This window comes from Gluconobacter sp. GP1 (assembly GCF_032913585.1).
GTDB lineage: Bacteria > Pseudomonadota > Alphaproteobacteria > Acetobacterales > Acetobacteraceae > Gluconobacter > Gluconobacter cerinus.
Genome location: NZ_JASGXC010000003.1, coordinates 34,158 through 52,306, shown reverse-complemented (window position 1 = coordinate 52,306; position 18,149 = coordinate 34,158). Strand labels below are relative to the sequence as shown.

18 protein-coding genes, 1 tRNA gene and 1 other RNA gene are annotated in these 18,149 nt (G+C 57.0%); 10 read left to right on the top strand and 10 right to left on the bottom strand.

The features are described 5' to 3' along the window. Positions 1–10: 10 nt before the first annotated feature. The 3 genes from R5H23_RS08430 to ssrA form a co-directional block, all read right to left on the bottom strand. Positions 11–403 carry a VOC family protein gene (locus R5H23_RS08430; RefSeq protein ID WP_046900803.1) on the bottom strand — a complete coding sequence of 131 codons (393 nt, stop codon included), beginning with the start codon at positions 401–403 and terminating at the stop codon, positions 11–13. 100 nt (positions 404–503) lie between these two features. Next, the gene (locus tag R5H23_RS08425) at positions 504–1,076 is read right to left on the bottom strand and encodes an SspB family protein (protein ID WP_215767473.1); all 573 of its coding nucleotides are present in this window, start codon (positions 1,074–1,076) and stop codon (positions 504–506) included. Positions 1,077–1,165: 89 nt separating this feature from the next. Further along, positions 1,166–1,492: a transfer-messenger RNA gene (ssrA, locus tag R5H23_RS08420) on the bottom strand. A gap of 83 nt (positions 1,493–1,575) precedes the next feature. On the opposite strand from ssrA, the gene thyX reads away from it, so the two are divergent. Beyond that, complete coding sequence (gene thyX, locus R5H23_RS08415; RefSeq protein ID WP_046900805.1) at positions 1,576–2,487, top strand: FAD-dependent thymidylate synthase; 912 nt, start codon at positions 1,576–1,578, stop codon at positions 2,485–2,487. Between the two features lie 479 nt (positions 2,488–2,966). Here the strand turns inward: thyX and R5H23_RS08410 are convergent. The 3 genes from R5H23_RS08410 to R5H23_RS08400 all read right to left on the bottom strand — a co-directional run bounded on the left by R5H23_RS08410 (position 2,967) and on the right by R5H23_RS08400 (position 4,455). Then, a tRNA-Thr gene (locus R5H23_RS08410) sits at positions 2,967–3,041 on the bottom strand. A 68-nt stretch (positions 3,042–3,109) separates the two neighbouring features. Next, a complete protein-coding gene (locus tag R5H23_RS08405; RefSeq protein WP_167386129.1) occupies positions 3,110–3,268 on the bottom strand; it encodes a hypothetical protein in 159 nt (52 codons plus the stop codon). Further along, positions 3,265–4,455, bottom strand: coding sequence for an Mrp/NBP35 family ATP-binding protein (locus R5H23_RS08400; RefSeq protein WP_317215125.1), 1,191 nt, complete (start codon positions 4,453–4,455; stop codon positions 3,265–3,267). Before R5H23_RS08400 ends, R5H23_RS08405 begins: the two co-directional genes overlap by 4 nt. Positions 4,456–4,572: 117 nt before the next feature. On the opposite strand from R5H23_RS08400, the gene R5H23_RS08395 reads away from it, so the two are divergent. The 4 genes from R5H23_RS08395 to R5H23_RS08380 all read left to right on the top strand — a co-directional run bounded on the left by R5H23_RS08395 (position 4,573) and on the right by R5H23_RS08380 (position 9,588). After that, positions 4,573–6,108, top strand: coding sequence for a Do family serine endopeptidase (locus R5H23_RS08395; protein ID WP_317215124.1), 1,536 nt, complete (start codon positions 4,573–4,575; stop codon positions 6,106–6,108). A 30-nt stretch (positions 6,109–6,138) separates the two neighbouring features. Continuing rightward, positions 6,139–6,891 carry a glycosyltransferase family 25 protein gene (locus tag R5H23_RS08390; protein WP_317215123.1) on the top strand — a complete coding sequence of 251 codons (753 nt, stop codon included), beginning with the start codon at positions 6,139–6,141 and terminating at the stop codon, positions 6,889–6,891. A gap of 45 nt (positions 6,892–6,936) precedes the next feature. After that, on the top strand, positions 6,937–8,007 hold the full coding sequence (locus tag R5H23_RS08385; protein WP_249206657.1) for an FUSC family protein: 1,071 nt from the start codon (positions 6,937–6,939) through the stop codon (positions 8,005–8,007). 123 nt (positions 8,008–8,130) lie between these two features. Continuing rightward, complete coding sequence (locus R5H23_RS08380; protein WP_211503571.1) at positions 8,131–9,588, top strand: mannitol dehydrogenase family protein; 1,458 nt, start codon at positions 8,131–8,133, stop codon at positions 9,586–9,588. An 81-nt stretch (positions 9,589–9,669) separates the two neighbouring features. On the opposite strand, the gene R5H23_RS08375 is transcribed toward R5H23_RS08380, so the two are convergent. Continuing rightward, positions 9,670–10,554 (bottom strand): LysR substrate-binding domain-containing protein, encoded by an 885-nt coding sequence (locus tag R5H23_RS08375; protein ID WP_317215122.1) that lies wholly within the window; start codon positions 10,552–10,554, stop codon positions 9,670–9,672. A gap of 107 nt (positions 10,555–10,661) precedes the next feature. Between R5H23_RS08375 and R5H23_RS08370 the strand changes: the two genes are divergently transcribed. Further along, complete coding sequence (locus R5H23_RS08370; protein WP_317215121.1) at positions 10,662–11,732, top strand: YeiH family protein; 1,071 nt, start codon at positions 10,662–10,664, stop codon at positions 11,730–11,732. Here the strand turns inward: R5H23_RS08370 and R5H23_RS08365 are convergent. Further along, positions 11,729–12,559, bottom strand: a complete 831-nt coding sequence (locus R5H23_RS08365; RefSeq protein ID WP_046900812.1) for a TerB family tellurite resistance protein — start codon at positions 12,557–12,559, stop codon at positions 11,729–11,731. The two genes, R5H23_RS08370 and R5H23_RS08365, sit on opposite strands and share 4 nt — an antisense overlap. A 107-nt stretch (positions 12,560–12,666) precedes the next feature. Here R5H23_RS08365 and R5H23_RS08360 point away from each other — a divergent pair, with 107 nt between their 5' ends. After that, on the top strand, positions 12,667–13,035 hold the full coding sequence (locus R5H23_RS08360; RefSeq protein WP_046900813.1) for a hypothetical protein: 369 nt from the start codon (positions 12,667–12,669) through the stop codon (positions 13,033–13,035). A 5-nt stretch (positions 13,036–13,040) separates the two neighbouring features. Here the strand turns inward: R5H23_RS08360 and R5H23_RS08355 are convergent, their stop codons facing one another. After that, a complete protein-coding gene (locus R5H23_RS08355) occupies positions 13,041–13,265 on the bottom strand; it encodes a ribbon-helix-helix domain-containing protein (protein WP_317215120.1) in 225 nt (74 codons plus the stop codon). Further along, positions 13,262–14,326, bottom strand: coding sequence for a tRNA epoxyqueuosine(34) reductase QueG (queG, locus tag R5H23_RS08350; RefSeq protein ID WP_317215119.1), 1,065 nt, complete (start codon positions 14,324–14,326; stop codon positions 13,262–13,264). The genes R5H23_RS08355 and queG overlap by 4 nt, the downstream gene beginning before the upstream one ends. Positions 14,327–14,435: 109 nt before the next feature. On the opposite strand from queG, the gene R5H23_RS08345 reads away from it, so the two are divergent. The 3 genes from R5H23_RS08345 (at position 14,436) to R5H23_RS08335 (ending at position 18,052) form a co-directional block, all read left to right on the top strand. Beyond that, positions 14,436–15,344, top strand: a complete 909-nt coding sequence (locus R5H23_RS08345; protein ID WP_317215118.1) for a PhzF family phenazine biosynthesis protein — start codon at positions 14,436–14,438, stop codon at positions 15,342–15,344. A gap of 75 nt (positions 15,345–15,419) precedes the next feature. After that, positions 15,420–16,964, top strand: coding sequence for an adenosine deaminase (locus R5H23_RS08340; RefSeq protein ID WP_317215117.1), 1,545 nt, complete (start codon positions 15,420–15,422; stop codon positions 16,962–16,964). Further along, a complete protein-coding gene (locus R5H23_RS08335) occupies positions 16,961–18,052 on the top strand; it encodes a purine nucleoside permease (RefSeq protein WP_317215116.1) in 1,092 nt (363 codons plus the stop codon). The genes R5H23_RS08340 and R5H23_RS08335 overlap by 4 nt, the downstream gene beginning before the upstream one ends. The last annotated feature ends 97 nt before the right edge of the window (positions 18,053–18,149 follow it).

The following is an 18,149-nucleotide window of genomic DNA, read 5'->3' as shown; positions in this document are numbered from 1 at the left end:
CACCCGCCTGTTAGCCTTGGTAAGAGGCAATTTCCACAAGGTTGCCGTCCGGGTCCCGGCAATATACCGAAGTGATCGGTCCCAGTGCGCCCAGGCGCGAAACCGGACCTTCCACAACGACAACACCGCATTTTTCGAGATGCCGCACTACATCGTCACTTGAGATAGCTGTTGTGAAGCAAAGGTCGGATGTGCCGGGCTGAGCGCCTTCGGCCGTTTCCCAACCTTCTGATCCTTCAGGGCGAAGATTGATCTTCTGGCCGCCGAAGCAGAGAGCAACACGGTTATTACGGCCGTATTCCTCAATATCCATGCCCAGAACCCGCTGGTACCAGGATGCCGAAACAGTTCTGTCCCGTACGGTCAGAACGATGTGGTCAAGGCGATCAACGGTAAAGCGCATGATGGTCCCTCAAGAAAACGGCGCCCGATAGTCCTGATATTATCATCAGGACGCAGAAACCGTCAGGCCTCGGTGCCCTGTTCGGGCGGAAAAGAATAGCTCAGGTTGGTGGGCGCTTGCGGAATGCCGCCAGGCTGACGACCTCGGCATCTTTCTTCTCTTCCTGAGGAGGCTCTTCGATCGTCACCTCGGGGTGGTGTGCCGGATCGATATCATCTGGTTCTACCGCACCTTCAGGGATCTCGATGTCGTCGTCGTCATCGACCATGCTGCTGACGAAGCGCAGCGCCATCCGGATATGTGGATCGGCAAAGGCCGTAATGGCGGCGACCGGGATGACGAGGATGCTGCCAACGCCCCCGAACGACAGACCAACGGAAATGACATTCTTTTCGCGATCCAGCGCCAGATCCCAGAACTGGTGCTGAAGAACGATCGTCATTTCTTCCGGATACTGGGCGCGGAGACGGGACGGAATGATGACATCCGGACGATTGGTGCGGAAGGTCAGATAGAAATGGTGAGCACCGGGAAGTCCCTCAGCCGCAACGTGCTCAATGGCGCGCAGCATGACTTCACGATAGGCGTCTTCCACCCAGTCGTCATAGGGAAGAAGGCTTTCGGGCAGGTCGTGCTCAAGGCCGTCCTGGCCGGTGTGATCGTCGTCGCTCATGGTCGCAGGCCTGATGTTTCAGTCAATCAGGTCAGGGATGCGACAGACCAGCCAGAATGGCAAGACGTTTTGCACAAAAGGAAAAATGAGGTGGGAGGGCTTCTGTTGCCCGGTGCCCTCCCGAACCGCGCTTATCGCTTATGCAGCGACAGCGAGCACCTCAGAGTTATCATTGGCACTTGTAAGTTTAGCCCGATGACGGTGGTACAATACCGGGCAAAAGATAAGTCTTTACCATGCGCGTCGAGCCTGTTTCGTCCCCACAGATCCCTCTTGCGAGAGATTTTTCCTGGTGGAGACGCCGGGCACTGCCCCCGGGTCCACAACACTTATTTCACTTACCGTTTATCGCCATAGCCGGGGACGAACCCCTTGCACTGCTGAACATAGGAGTGCTGTTGCCGTCCTGCAAGGGGAAAAGACGAAGCGCATGATGATGCCGCCCGGACTCGTCTCTTGCGGTGGCGGGAGATGTTTCGTCATGCTAGAGCCGCGGCCTATGGCACTGACATCCGAACAGCGCGCTGAGATCGAAGCTCAGCGCAACGAGCCCCAGCTGACCTCCCGCCCGACCGTTCCGGCGATGGAGAAACTTCTTTTCACGCCCATCGAGGTGCTGGATCATGGTTTCCTGCGCGTCGTCGATTATATGGGCGATGATGGAGCCGTCGTTCAGGCTGCCCGGGTGTCTTATGGGCGTGGCACCAAGAAGGTGTCTGAAGATGCCGGACTGATCCGCTATCTGATGCGTCATCGGCATTCGACGCCGTTCGAGATGTGCGAGATCAAGTTCCACGTTAAGCTTCCGGTTTTCGTGGCACGGCAGTGGATTCGTCATCGCATGGCGAGCGTGAACGAATATTCCGCGCGCTATTCGATTCTCGATCGTGAGTTCTATCTGCCAGCTCTGGATCAGGTTGCATCGCAGAGCGCCTCGAACCGTCAGGGACGCAGCGAAGCTCTTGATCCGGAAACGGCGGAGCGCGTGCTTGAGATTCTGCGTCGTGATGCCAGCCAGTGCTACGATGATTATGAATCGATGCTGGACCCGGAGGGCACTGGCCTGGCCCGTGAACTGGCGCGCATGAACCTGACGCTGAACACCTATACCCAGTGGTACTGGAAGATCGATCTGCACAATCTGATGCACTTCCTCGCCCTGCGCGCAGATCCGCATGCGCAGTACGAGATTCGTGTTTATGCAGAAAAGATGATTGAGCTCCTGCATGCCTGGGTGCCGGCAACGGCTGCTGCATTCGAAGAATATCGTCGCGGAGCCTTCACGTTCTCAGCGGGGATGCTGAACGTGGTGCGCCGCCGTCTGGCGGGAGAGGCCGTGACACAGGAAACGTCCGGGCTTTCCAAGCGCGAATGGATCGAGATGAACGACATTCTCGAACCAGAAGCCTGAGATAACCGAAAATCGTGAACGATTTTGACAAGCTCCTGCGAGAAGCTCCTTCCGTGCAAAGTGAAACTTCGGCTGAAATAGAGCCGCAGTTACCACGGATCTGGCCTTGGGCGATTCTCGCAGGGCTGCTCATTCTTGCGTCCGTGTGCATCCACATTTTCTGGCCTGCACCGGCACATAAGCATATGGCCCTTTGTAAAAAGGGTCTGACTGAACACTGCTATAAAATTGACCCCACCGCCGAAAATTGAGTTCGTATTTCGGTGAGTAAAATGGTCGGTGGATTTCCTGTTTTCCGGAATCGCTGTTTCTGAACGGATTCTACGGAGAACGAATGTGGAATCACGTCGGACTCACATTTCGTAGATCTTAATCAACAAACTTATCCACAGGGGTTGAGCCCCCAAAGAGGGGGTCGACGGCGTGCACGATTCTTTTTGGAGAATCGCGTAGAACGCTTGAGTTTCTGGGAAAAATCGTGGTGCCGGGTGAGGGATTTGAACCCCCGACCTTCGGTTTACAAAACCGCTGCACTACCACTGTGCTAACCCGGCATCCACAGCCCGGCTTTTTCCACGCCGAGACCCCTTTGGTCAAGCTCCTGAGTGTCGATTCTGTAATTTTATCGTGTCGCAGGGGTCATGAGGCTCGGTGGCGGGGGGAGATGGGAGGAGTTATTCGTGAAGCCGTAGCCGTCTGAAGAAAGCCCATGATGGACTACAGGCGGCTTAGCACAAGCCGACAGAAGTAGTGCTGTTCCCAGCAGGAGAAGACGGGTCATGAGGAAGCCTTTTCATCAGAGTGGCTGAGGGCCTCGGCAATAGTCGTGGCGAGTGCCGTGTAGGCACGGGCAGCTTCGCTGTCAGGTGCCGAGAGGATAATGGGCGTGCCCTGATCGCCGCTGGCCCGGATGTCAGCCAGCAGGGGAATTTCGCCAAGGAAAGGCACGCCAAGACGTTCGGCCTCTTCTCTGGCGCCACCGTGGCCGAAAAGCTCAGTGCGGTGATTACAATTGGGGCAACAGAAATAGGACATGTTCTCCACAACGCCGAGGATGGGAGTTTCCATCCGTTCGAACATGGAAACGCCACGGCGCGCATCCAGCAGCGCAATGTCCTGAGGCGTGGAGACAATAACAGCCCCACCCCTGGCCATCTTGGCTCCAAGCTTCTGGGCCAGTGTCAGTTGGGCATCACCGGTTCCGGGCGGCATATCTATGACAAGGACGTCCAGATCTCCCCAGTCCACTTCTCCAAGGAACTGGGTAAGAGCGCCCATGACCATGGGGCCACGCCAGATCATGGCCTGATGCTCGTCCACCAGATAGCCGATGGACATACTTTTCAGCCCCCAGGCTTCAATGGGGATGATCCGGCCTTCGATGACTTCGGGGCGTGTGTTGCGGCCGAGCATCCGCGGCAGGGACGGGCCGTAGATGTCTGCATCCAGCAGTCCGGTCCGGACACCGAGTTTGGCCAGTCCGGCTGCAAGGTTTACTGCGGTTGTGGACTTGCCAACGCCTCCCTTGCCGGACGCAACAGCGACGACGGCTTTTACGCCCGGTAGAAGCGTCTCTGGAGCATGACGGCTGGACGCATTCTGCCGTTTGCCGCCCAGATTGAACGGCCGGTGACCGCCCCCCGCTGTGGGAGCTGGTGCGTTGGCCGGTGGTGGCGTGGTAGCGCGATGGGCTGTCAGGGAAATTGTTGCTCCCGTCAGGCCTGGAATGCGCGCGATCTCTGCTTCAACCTGAGGTCTGATCGGCTCCATGCGCGACACGTTGTCCCGCGAGGTGGCAAGGGTCACGTGCGCATGTCCATCGCGAACTGAAACACCTTCCAGCGACGCAAAGGACAATACATTCGATCCAAGGCCAGTTTGTTCGTTGTTCAGAATCTCGGAAATGCGTTTCTCGGCATTGGCATGTGATTCGTCAGAAGAACTGGTCGGGGGGAGATGATCGGTCATGCCAAGACTCTTTTTTCTGGGGGAATGGCCTGTCAGGAAGGAGAAACAGCGTAGCATACGCCCCTCCTGAACTACAGGATGGTGACGAATGACTGTCTTCTGCGTTAGCGTGTCACCATGAGCAGATTGACCGCCAGCCTTGCCCTGTCCTGCGCCGTTTCCCTGGCGCTGTCCGTTACGACGGTACAGGCCCAGACCGCCCCGCAGCCCTCTCCGGCACCCGTACCAGCCCCGCGCTCCGTTCCGTCCAGCTTTGCGGATCTGGCAAATCGCCTTCTTCCGTCCGTGGTGAACGTTTCGACGTCTGCTGTGCTCAAGCCCGGTAAGGATGAAGACAAGGGGCCGGACTCCAGTGGTCCGGATGGGCCGCAGGTGCCGCAGTTCCCGCAGGGCTCACCGCTGGAAAAATTCTTTCACGACTACATGGCGCATAAGCCGGCACCGAACCGCCCGCCGCGGCGGATGCAGGCTCTGGGATCAGGCTTTATTGTCGATCCGGCAGGCATCATCGTGACGAACAATCATGTCATTGAAGGCGCAGATCAGGTCTCCGTGACACTTCAGGATGGTACGGAGCTGCCGGCTAAGATTGTGGGGCGTGACAGTCAGGTTGATCTGGCTGTTCTGGAAGTCAAACCGAAGCATCCGCTGCCAGCTGTTCCGTTAGGACACAGCGATGCCGCCAGGATCGGAGACTGGGTGGTGGCCATTGGCAATCCGTTCGGCCTGAACGGAACAGTCACGGCAGGTATCATCTCCTCCCGCGGACGGAATGTCGAACACGGCCTGTATGATGACTATATCCAGACGGATGCAGCCATTAACCGTGGAAATTCTGGCGGCCCGCTCTTTAATCTTTCGGGCGAAGTCATTGGCATCAACACCTTGATCTATGGTGGGGCCGGGGGTGATTCTATCGGGATCGGCTTTGCCATCCCGGCGGATGACGCGCGCGGCATTATTGATCAGCTTCGCAAGACAGGTCATGTGTCACGCGGGTGGATGGGACTGAAGTTCCAGAATGTCTCCTACGACATCGCTGAGGACCTTGATTTCCACCAGGCGGACGGCACCGTCGGCAAGGGCGCTCTGGTATCTGAAGTGGGGCCGAAAAGTCCGGCAGCGCAGGCTGGCCTTCAGGTTGGCGACATCATCACTCGTGTGGGCAGTCAGGATGTGACGGGGCAGACCATGCCGCGCATCATTGCGTCCATTTTGCCTGGAACAAAGACAGAGCTGACCGTCTGGCATAAGGGCAGCATCAAGACGCTTCCGATCACGCTGGCACAGTCGCCAAACGCGCCAGATATGCCACCGTCCGACACGCATCAGCCAACGCATACGAAAGCGGCATTTGGCGAGCTGGGTCTGGCGGTACGTTCCATCGATGCGGAAATGCGCACCCAATATGCTCTGACGGACGATCAGCGCGGTGTGCTGGTGGATCGGGTTGAACCGTCCAGCCCGGCCACATCTCGCGGGATTGTCGTTGGGAATGTGATTACGCAGGTTGGGCAGGATCAGATCGACACGCCGGATGCGTTTGCCAAAGCGGTGAGCCGCGCGCTGGAACAGAAGAAGAAAGAAGTTCTGCTGTTGGTGCAGGATGATGACGGGCTACGCTGGGTACCAGTTCCTTTTCTGGGGAACTGATCCGCTCAGCTTCTTAGGGTGTGAGGGGCGATGAAGAATTACGTCATCAGTCTTGCTTCCAGGCCAGACCGGCTTGCGCAGTTCAATGCCATAAATGCGCCGTTCCTCGACCAGATTACTGTTTTCCCTGCGACAGATAAAAATGATGTCAGCAAGCAGGCGTGTATTGATGCCGGTATCGTTTTAAATGACGCCGATTATGACGATACGGCACTTGCCGTCGCGATGTCGCATCTGAGGCTATGGCAGCTGTGCCGGGACATCGGGGAGCCCATTATGGTCATGGAGGATGACGTTCATTTGTCTCCAGATTTCTGGAAAGACCGAGAGCGGGCGCTGACCACCAATCCTGATTATGATTTTCTGGCTCTCGGGTTCAACACGGATTGGCCATTGGAGGTGGCGTTTGTTCCGGGCTCCATGAAGGCGACAATCATTTTTGATGAAGAGCAGCCAAAGTTTTCACAAGGGCATGCGTTCTGTTACCCGCAACTCAGCGCTTTCGCAGGCTGTTGCTGCTACGTCATCACGCCTCCTTGCGCAAAATTCTTTATGGAAAATATCTTTCCGATAAAGGACGGGTATTACGCTCTGCGGTATTTTACATCTCCCGTTTGCCGGGAATTTACCCGCATACGATGGACGAACGTCGGCATTGATGTTGCCATCAGCATGGTTCTGCAAGACGTCAGGTCCTACGTGTGCCTCCCACCAATCGCCATTCCGGGGAATGACTGGTCCAGCTCTTCGTTTGAAAGGGGCGGACATCTGATCTCGCTCTGAAACGGGTGGACGGAAGAACCGGGAAGCTCTTAAAGCGCTCATGACATGATGAGTGCTCTAAAAAAAATCACACAGGCCTGGCTGATGGTCCCGCCGAAGGGAAGCAGTTGGCGAGAGGTTCTGCGACCCGCCACGCGCCAGACCATTCGCGTTCTGGTTTCGATCGTCACAGCCTGGGTTGTGGGCATGACGCTTCATCTTCAGGAAACAATCTGGGCGCTCGTGACTGCGCTGATTGTTACGCAGTCCAGCATAACGCAGACAATGGCGACGGCCCGCGATCAGATTACCGGCACGCTGCTAGGCGCTGTCGCGGGGATCGTGGCGGTCTTGCTGGAAATGTGGACGGGTCTGCGGTGGCTGCCTTTCTGGATCGTTCTCGCGCCGTTGGCCTTTCTCGCAGCCGTTCAGACCAATCTGCGGTTTGCCTGTATCACCCTGATTATTGTGTATCTGTTTCCCAGCGAAGGCAGCCCGTTCCTGCCAATGGTGACGCGGCTGACGGCTATCATGATTGGTGTGGTCGTCTCTCTGGTGGTGTCCTTCGTGGTATTGCACAGCAGTGCCCGAAAGCAGGCTTTCCACACATCCAGCCGCATCCTGCGACGTTTGGACGGACTGCTGGAAGGCGCACTGGATCAGAAAACGGGCTGGCGGGAAATTGAAACGCGGAACGAAGCCTGTGTGGCCCTCCTGATCGAACTTGAAGGCGCAGTGGAAGAGGCCAGACGCGAGCGTTTCAGTGATCTGGAGAAGCGCGATCCTGTGCTTGCGGCACTTCCAAGGTTGATGCGGCGGCTCCTGAACGATACGATGCTGGTGGCTCGAGCAATCGCGACAGGCCGTGCAGCAGGGAATACAGGCCTTGTTCCACTCTACAAAAGCCTCAGCCACACGCTGAGAGCATTGGCTCATAGCTGTGAACAAAGGTTTGTTCGCAAGCAGGACCGTCATCCGCATCAGCCGGAAGACAAGGACATTCTCGAACTTCTTCCACGGCTGGAAGAACAGACGCGGCCTGAAATGCGCTTCGTCATGTCTTTGTTCAAGGATGATCTGGAGCGCGCTGTAGGCGTTCTCATGCGGGACGATGCCAGTGCTGCCAAAGGGCTCTAGGCGCCAGTTGATGGCGTTTTTTCGAAACCCGGTCGTGATCTCCCGCGTTTTCTGGAGAGCTCGGTGCATCTGCCCGGAAAGCCGGCCCCCGTCAGAGGCTGGTCATTAGGAACGGAGAAATCCATGATTACGCACGAAACCCTCAAGTCTCTTCCCGCCGGTGTGCAGGCTCCGCCCTACGACATCAACGGGATAAAGCCAGGGATCGTGCATTTTGGTGTGGGCAATTTCTTTCGTGCTCACGAGGCATTCTATGTTGAGCAAATTCTCAAGGATGATCCCAACTGGGGCATCATTGGCGTCGGTCTGACGGGCGGTGATCGCTCAAAGAAAAAAGCTGAAGAATTCAAAAAGCAGGACTGCCTCTTCTCCCTGACGGAAACCGCACCGTCCGGTAAAAGCACTGTCCGCGTCATGGGCGCATTGCGGGACTATCTGCTGGCTCCGGCAGATCCGGAAGCCGTACTGAAGCACCTCTCAGACCCTGCCATCCGGATTGTTTCCATGACGATCACGGAAGGTGGCTACAACATCAATGAATCGACGGGTGCGTTCGATCTCGAGAATGCGGCTGTTCAGCAGGATCTGAAGACGCCGGAAGCGCCGTCCACGATCTTCGGATATGTTGTCGAAGGACTGCGCCGCCGCCGGGATGCCGGGGGTAAGGCCTTTACGATCATGTCCTGCGATAATCTGCGGCACAACGGTAATGTCGCCCGTAAGGCGTTCCTGGGTTATGCAAAGGCGCGTGATCCGGAACTGGCCAAGTGGATTGAAGAAAACGCCACATTCCCCAACGGAATGGTGGATCGCATCACACCGACGGTGTCTTCAGAAATTGCCAAGCGCCTGAATGAGGCCAGTGGCCTGAGCGATGATCTTCCGCTCGTTGCTGAGGATTTCCATCAGTGGGTGCTGGAAGACAGCTTTGCTGACGGACGCCCGGCACTGGAGAAGGCCGGCGTCCAGTTCGTCGATGATGTGACGGACTACGAACATGTGAAGATCCGCATGCTGAATGCTGGCCACATCATGCTCTGCTTCCCTGCTGTTCTGGTCGGGTATGAGAATGTTGATGAAGCTGTTCGTGACGCCGATCTGCGTGGTAATCTGGAAAACTTCCTCAACAAGGATGTCATTCCGACCCTGGAAGCCCCGCCGGGCATGACGCTGGAGGGATATCGTGACAGCGTGATCAGCCGCTTCTCCAACCCGGCGATGGCTGACCAGACCCTGCGAATTTCAGGGGATGGGTCCTCGAAAATTCAGGTCTTCTGGACGGAAACGGTGCGTCAGGCTCTTGAGGGCAAGCGGGATCTATCCCGAATTGCGTTTGGCATGGCAGCCTACCTTGAGATGCTGCGTGGGAAGAGCGAGAAGGGTGGAACCTACGAGCCGTTTGAGCCAACCTTCGGTGATCAGCAGAAGGCACTCGCGAAAGCAGACGACTTTGAGAGCGCTCTGAAACTTCCCGCTTTTGACGCCTGGCGTGACCTTGATAATGCGACGCTTGATGAGAAGGTTATCGCGCTGCGCAAGATCATTCGCGAGAAGGGCGTCAAGGCTGCACTGCCAGCCTGAAACCGGGCAGCCTGATAGATTTTTTAACCGCTTCTCTTCAGGGGGGAAGCGGTTTTTTTATGGGCTGGTGCCCACCCGTTTCTAGGTGCCGTTTTTCTGCGCCGAGATGATCTGCAAAAGAGCATCAGCGGCTTTGCTGCGATAGCGTTCTTTGTGTCGCAAACCGAAGAAGGTGCGGGGCCCAAGATCAAACGGAGCAGCATGAAGTTTTCCGCTGGCGAGGGATGGGGCAACTACAAGGGAAGAGAGAGCAGCCAGTCCGGCGCCTGCCTCAACAGCTGTTCTTACGCTTTCGTTTGATGGCAGAACCAGACCTTCCTTCAGGGCCTCAGGTTTTACGCCGACAGCCCGCAAACTGGCATCAAGCGATGAGCGTGTGCCCGAGCCACGCTCCCGCATGATCCAGGTCGCATTTTGCAGCCAGCCAGCATCCACATTTTGCGTTCCGAAAGGTTCAGCCTGTACGAGTTGCAGGCGATCTTCCGCGAGTGGCCACTGCGCGAGTGTGGGGTCATCCACGTCGCCTTCGACAATTCCAAGATCCGATTGTCCCTCTCGCACATGCGTTGCGGCCTGCGTCGTATTGCCGATTTCAAGCGCAATGGTGATGTTGGGAAAGGTGGCGCGAAAAGCGACCAGTAATGGTGGCAGCCAGTAGGCTGCGATGGTCTGGCTGGCGACAACCCGAAGACTGCCGCGGTTGAGTCCGCTGAGTTCATCAAGTGTGTTTTGCGCCGAAGCTGCGCTTGCAAGAACATTGCGGGCTTCTTCCAGAAAAATCTGGCCGGCATCCGTTAAAGCGATGCCTCGCCCCACGCGGTGAAACAGCTTGATACCATGCCGTTCTTCAAGGGCAGAAATTGCGGCTGAGGCCGTGGACTGCGTGACGTTTAGCGCTCGTGCGGCGGCCGTCATATGTTCGCGTTCGGCGACGCCAACGAAAATGCGTAACTGCTCTAGCGTCATGATCGTCCTCGATAGCAATTAATCGTTTTTAACGAACTAAATGACTTAATCAATTTGTTTTATTGATGATTTATGAGCGGATATCTGAAGGGCAGGAGAAAACGATCATGCCCCGATGTCTCGCTGTTCCGAAATTTCAGCCCGCTTATCGCACCCTGCCGGGAATAGGATTGTGCCTTGCAGTGAGTGCTGCTGCATCATTGCTAGAAGCTGGTGAGCAGGTTCTTTTCGGCAAGGCATGGCTGGAGGCCCTCGTCTTGGCGATTTTGACCGGAATGGCCGTGCGCAGCCTCTGGTTGCCGGGGGATAGATACCAAGGCGGCATTGCTTTCACTGCGCGCTATTTTCTGGAAATATCTGTTGTTCTGCTCGGAGCGTCAGTAAGTGCGGCAAACCTGCTGGCCGTTGGGCCTGTCCTGATTATTGGCATTATGGTGCTCGTAGCGACATCACTCGTCATGAGCTTTGGTATCGGGCGGTTTATGGGGCTTCCACCCCGCATGGCGCTGCTCATTGCCTGCGGCAACTCGATCTGTGGCAACTCCGCAATTGCAGCCGTGGCGCCTGTTATTCGAGCAGACGGAAAAGACGTTGCCGCGGCGATTGCCTTCACCGCAGTGTTCGGCGTTCTCACGGTGTTGGGACTGCCATGTCTTGGCTTATTCTCAGGTATGAGTGGCAGCATGTTCGGCGCATTCGCTGGACTTACGGTCTATGCTGTGCCGCAGGTCGTCGCTGCCACGGCCCCGCTCGGTACCATTGCTGTGCAGACAGGCATGATCGTCAAACTGGTGCGTGTTCTGATGCTTGGGCCCGTGTGTTTCGGGCTTGGACTGGCCTCTCCCGTTTTCTTTTCCGAACGTAAAAATGAGACGTCAGGAAATATAAATGCAGCAATCAGGAAAGGCGGAATTTTCCAGTTTGTGCCGTGGTTTATTCTGGGTTTTCTCGCGTTGATAGCCGGCCGCTCACTTGGGCTAATTCCGTCGTCACTTGGCGCCCCAATCAGTCACATCGCAACAATTCTGACGGTAACGTCCATGGCGGCTCTGGGCCTCGGTGTTGATGCCCGCAGCGTTGCGAACGCTGGCTTGAGGGTGACAGGAGCCGTCATCCTGTCACTGCTGGGACTGGGCGCCATCAGCTACGGTATGCTGGTATGTCTTCACTTCGGTTAAAGCTGACGGTCCCGCTTGATGCGGTCCCATGCCGCATTGATCCGGGCCACGCGTTCCTGCGCACGCTTGCGCTCCAGATCCGTCATGGGTTTCTGGGCAATAACATCCGGATGATACTCGCGGATAAGCGTTCGCCACCGAACGCGGACTTCCTTGTCAGACGCTGTACGCGTGATGCCGAGAACGCGATAGGCGTCTGGCTCGCCAGTGCTGGCAGCACGGCTGTCACCGCTTTCTGCGCGCGTCCATGCTCCGGATGACAGACCAAACGCACGATGGACACGCTGAAGAAAATCAATTTCTTTCGGATGAAGCTCCCTGGATGCTCCGGCATCTGCACGGGCAATCCGGAAAAGGGCCACCATCAGGTTCTCCAGCGGGGCCTTGTCGTCTCCGTAAGCTGAGCCCATCTCGCGGGCATACATTTCAAAATCGTCCGTTCGCTCCCGTGCGCGGTCGAACAACATGCCAACTTCACGCGTATTGTCGGGTGGAAACTGGAAGCAGGTTTTGAACGCGTTGATTTCGGAGCGATTGACCGGCCCGTCAACTTTCGCCAGCTTTGCGCACAGCGCCACAAGGCCAATGGCGTAAAGCTGGTCTTTTTTGCCCATGGCGGCTGCAATTTTTGCAGCTCCAAAAAACGCTGCACTGTTCGGGTCAGGACGACCCCGTGCAGGAAAGCGTTCGCTCCACCCCCCGGTGGAAGGATTAAGCAGAGAGCCACTGTCGGCGGCATGCCCAAGGGCTGCTCCCATCAGTGCCCCGAACGGGCCGCCGACTGCGAAGCCAGCAACACCACCGAACATTTTGCCCCAGATAGCCATATCGACAATCTAGCATGGTCCCGGAAACCGGCAAATGACAGATCGGACATGTACCTTCCACAGAAAGAACTGGATCTCCCGGAGGCTTCGGGTGTTGAAGGAGCATCATGAAAAACAAGGTCACCCCAGTTATGTCCGATCAGACGCAGCATCTCCCTGTCGCTCAGCCTTCGTCGGCCGACGATTATGAGGAGAAGATGCAGGCCCTGATTCGCAAACTTCCTGAATGGATGCAGAAGACCCTGAGCTGGCTACGGGAGCCAGAGCGTAAATGGATTCGTATACCGGCCGGTATTCTGTTCATGCTCGGAGGCTGCATGGCGTTCTTACCCGTTCTGGGTGTGTGGATGATTCCTGTAGGCATTCTGCTGCTTTCCGAAGATATTCCGTTCTTCCGTCGTTTGATGGAGAAAGCTCTGAACTGGATCCAGAGAAAGCACCCTGACTGGATGGATCTTCCTCCGAACGCGAAGTGACCCGATCAGTCTTCGGTCGTTTTTCGCGCATCCATAAGGGCTGCAACACGGAGTGCTGAGGCCAGTGGGCGGTCTGGTGTGCGTTTGGCGTCAATCGACGCAACGAGGGCCGCAAAGCTCAAGGCCCGCTCCGTAGCCATCTGATCCAGGACTGCCCAGAATTCTGGTTCAAGCGCGACGGACGTCCGATGTCCTGAGAGCGAAAGGCTGCGTTTGACGAGGTCACTCATGTCAGGCGTTCCAGCGCCCAGCGGGCAGTTTCGGCAATATCGGGATCAGGGTCGGATTCCAGAGCCCGTGCAGAAGGGACGAGGCTCGGGTCGTTTGAATTGCCGATTGCGATCAGAACATTACGGACAAATCGGTTGCGTCCAATCCGCTTGACGGGCGATCCCGAAAAAAGCGTGCGGAAAGCCGCATCATTCAGGGCCGCAAGGTCTGCAAGTTTTGGCTCGATCAATTCCGGTCGGGCCTGAAGCTTGATGTGGTGGGACGCCTCGGCGAAGCGGTTCCACGGGCAGGCGGAAATGCAGTCGTCGCAGCCATAGATGTGGTTGCCCATTTTTTCCCGCAGGTCGTGCGGGATCGGCCCTTTGTGTTCGATTGTCAGATACGAAATGCAGCGCCGGGCATCCATACGATAGGGGCCAAGGAAAGCATCTGTCGGGCAGACAGTCAGGCAGCTCGTGCAGGTGCCGCAGCTTCCGCCTTTTGGCTCGGACGGGCTTAAATCCAGCGTCGTGTAGATTTCTCCCAGCAAAAGCCAAGAACCGTGAGTGCGGGAGACCAGACAGGTATGCTTGCCCTGCCAGCCCAGATGCGCCTTTTCCGCCAGAGCGCGTTCCGAAACCGGGGCCGTATCGACGAAGACCTTCACCTGCGTAGTCTCATCGCCCAGCTTCACGACGAACTGCGCCAGATGCTTCAGCATTCCTTTTATGACGTCATGGTAGTCCCGATTACGGGCATAGACGGAGATATTGCCCCGATCCGGCTGACGTAGCGTCGCGTCCGGGTCTTCGGCTGGTGCGTAAGAGAGAGCGAGGGAAATGACGCTGCGGGCTTCGGGCCAGAGGGCCTGTGGGTGGCTGCGCTGTTCGATGCGTGTCTCCATCCATTCCATCGTCCCGTGATGGCCCTGTGCAACAAAAGCGCGCAGCCCGGCTTCCACGTCCGGGCCAAGCTCTGCCGCGCAGAAACCTACGGCATCAAACCCCAGATGCCGGGCATGGTCCTCAATCCGTTCCTCAAGGGAACGTCCGGGGCGGGAAGGAGTAGGGCAAGATGTCATGCGCTCAGCAGATGGAGGAAAAGCAGAATCAGCAGTTTACGCCATCTTTCCCCCAAGGGGCCAATCAGACATGATGGGATGTCTTCATTCTCCCATGAGAGAACCGGTTATGCGTCGTTCCTATGTCACCCTGGATGTTTTCACGGACCAGCTTTTTGGGGGCAACCCTCTGGCTGTCGTGCTGGATGCGGCGGGGCTTTCCACCGAACAGATGCAGAAGCTTGCCATTGAGTTTGGCTATTCCGAGACAACTTTCGTGCTCCCTGCTGTAGAGGCGGATCATACGGCGCATGTCCGTATTTTCACGCCGGGTGGAGAGCTGCCATTCGCCGGTCATCCGAATATCGGTACGGCTTTCGCCTTGGCCAGACAGGCCGAAGCGCAGGGACGGGAGCTGCCGGAAACGCTTTTGTTCGAAGAAAAAGCCGGTCTGGTTCCTGTGCGGCTGGAGCGTGAGAACGGACGTGTCGTTCGGGCGGAACTTATGGCGCCGGAAGCCATGACACGCCGGAGCCGGATGATTCCTGAAAATGCGGCTGCGTGTCTGGGGCTCGAACCCGCAGATATTCGTACGGATCATCACGCGCCACAGGTTGTTTCGGTCGGGCTGCCGTTCCTGATTGTTGAGCTTGCATCCCGTGACGCTCTGCGTCGCGCCCATGGAGAACTTGCCGCGCATCGCCAGCTCCTCGCCTCAAACGGCATCAGTTCCGTGTATGCCTACACGCGCAATGCAGGGGAAAGCGCCTTTGAAAAAGGCAGCGACATTCAGGGGCGGATGTTCTCGCCGCTGGATGGTATTGCCGAGGATCCCGCGACGGGGAGCGCCACAGTCGCGGCCGTCGCGTTCCTGTCTGCGCTGGAGAATGGAGCCGATCTGTCCCTGACCTTCACGCAGGGGGTGGACATGGGGCGGCCAAGCCTTTTGGACGCCAGAACAGAAGCGGGCAAGGCTTACGTCGCCGGTTCCTGCGTCCCTGTCATGGATGGATTTTTCAGTTTGGAAAGCGAAGTCTGAGAACGGTCTGTTGCAGAGTTTATAACGGTCTGAAAATGTCTTGTCAGGGGCGTGGGCAGTCGGCATCGTGCCACCATGCGATGCACCCTCCCTTCCGTTCTTGTAGCGGCTGCCCTCTCCCTGACGGCCCTGTCTCCTCTGGCAAGGGCCGAAGCTCCGTCTGCTGTTGAGCAGACTTACAACACGCTTCGAAATGATCCGGTTCGGCTTGGTCTGTTTCTGCGGGCCTTTCCCAAAGGCGCAGATCTGCACAATCATCTCGTAGGGGCGATCTACGCAGAGAACATGCTGAACTGGGCGGCCCAGGATGGCTTGTGCGTCTCTCTCAAAAGCCTTGAGATCCTCAGTCATGCGTGTCCGCACCCGAAAGAGGGTGAGATGCCGGCAACGGCTCTGGCTGGAAATCCGGATGCTGAAAGTCGCCTGATTGATGCCATGTCCATGCGGGATTTCACGCCATCGCCGGCTGACCGCTCAGGGCATGACCACTTCTTCGCAGCTTTCAGGCACTTTGGGTCGATCGATGCGGCGCATCAGGGCGATATGTTGGCAGAGGCCATGGATCGTGCCGCCCACGATCATATCACCTATATCGAGCCCATGATTTCACCGGCTCTTCCCGCGATGATCCGTGCTGGCTTCAAACATCCGATGAATGGTGACGATTTTGCCGCTGCTCATAAAGCGCTGGAGCCGGAGATTTCTGCGCTTGTGACGCAGGCCCGTCAGGAAACGGATGCCATGGACAAGCAGGCACAAACGGTTCTGAAATGCGGCACGCCCGAGGCTCATCCGGGTTGCAGCGTGAGTGTGCATTACCTTTTCCAGGTTCTTCGGACGCTGCCGTCCCAGGCAGTTTATGCCCAGCTTGATGCCGGATATGCGGTCGTTAAGGCCGATCCCCGATTTGTCGGTCTTAATATTGTTGCACCGGAAGATGATGCCATCGCCATGCGGGATTACACCCTGCATATGCGGATGTTCCAGTTCCTGTCGCAGGTCTATCCGGGTGTGAACCTCAGCCTTCATGCCGGTGAACTCACTGGCAAGTTGGTTCCGCCTGAAGGCCTGAAGCATCACATTCGGGAAGCCATAGAAATCGCTGGTGCCAAGCGTATCGGCCATGGCGTCGATATCGCATCGGAAGATGATGTTACCGGGCTGCTGGCTGAGATGGCTAAGAAGCACATCATGGTGGAAATCAACCTGACGAGTAATGACGAGATCCTGAACGTGAAGGGCGCTGAACACCCGCTGCCGCTCTACCGCCGGGCCGGGGTTCCCGTTGCGCTCTCAACGGATGACGAAGGCGTCTCCCGTGGTGATCTGACGCAGGAATATGTCCGGGCCGCTCAAACCTACAATCTGAGCTATGCGGACCTGAAACAGATGTCCCGGACGGGTCTGGAATATGCGTTTATTCCGGGACAGAGCCTTTGGGACAACCATCAGGTCGGCAAGCCTGTTTCCGCCTGTCAGACCGCGTCTTCATCTCAGCCTGAGAGTGGCCCCTGTGCCGATCTGCTGAAAACCAGCGAGAAAGCACGCCTTCAGTGGCAGCTTGAATCGCGGTTTGCCGCTTTTGAAACCTCTGCTCCACACGAAAGCCTTTATCAATGACCCGCCTGAAAACCCTTCTTGGGGCGACTGCCCTGTCTGTCCTCGCAGTTTCAGGCAGCGTCTCCAGCGCATCTGCTAAAACGCGGCCTATTCCTGTGCGCGTGGTTGTGGTGACGACCTTTGAACTTGGCAAGGACACGGGCGACACGCCGGGCGAGTACCAGAACTGGGTTGAGAAGCTCCCGCTCTCGCAGGAAATTCCTGCGCCCGGTACGGACCATGATGTCATGCACTACAACCCGGAACTGCATGTTCTGGGTATTGCGTCCGGGGAAGGGCCGGAGCACATGGCATCGGCTATTACGGCGCTCGTCCTTGATCCGCGGTTTGACCTGAAACACGCCTATTTCGTGTTGGCCGGAATTGGTGGCGTTGATCCGAAGTTTGGCACGGTCGGCTCTGCCATTTGGGCACCGCGCGTGATTAATGGCGGTCTATCGCATCTGATTGATCCGCGGGAAATTCCGAAATCCTGGCCGGATGGGTTTACGCCGGTTCAGGGCAGTCTCCCGGATGAGAAGCCGCGTCCGCCTTTGCATTCTGTCAGCGGGGACATGGTTTACACGTTTAACCCGCAGTTCGTGCAGTGGGCCTATAGCCTGACGAAGAATATGACCCTACCCGACACGCCGGGTCTTCAGGCGTCCCGCGCGCGTTACAAGGGTTATCCAGAAGCCCTGAAGGCTCCGTCTGTCATGGTCGGCGATACCATTTCCGGTGAGACCTTCTGGGTTGGCGAGAAGATGAATGCCTGGGCCGAGCGCTGGGTGCGTTACTGGACCGACAATCAGGGAACATTGGCCACGACAGCGGAAGAGGATGTTGCGTTCTGTCAGGCGCTTGCCGCACAGGCTAAGGCTGGTCGAGTAGATCCCCAGCGTGCTCTGATCCTTCGGACGACCAGCAATTTTGACATGCAGTATCCGGGCCAGACGGCGGCGGAATTGCTGGCCGAAGAAGCGCACGAAGGCAGCTATTCGGCGTTTATTCCATCTGTTGAGGCCGCCTACACGGTCGGCAGTGTCGTGGTACGCGAGTTGGCCACGCATTGGGACAAGTACGAGAAAACCATGCCCGGTGCAGAATAACGACCTGCTCCTGTGTTGAAAGGAAAATGCTCGCCAGATTGAACTGGCGGGCATTTTTTGCGTGTATGCGCTTAAGACATAGTTTGTCGTGAACAGA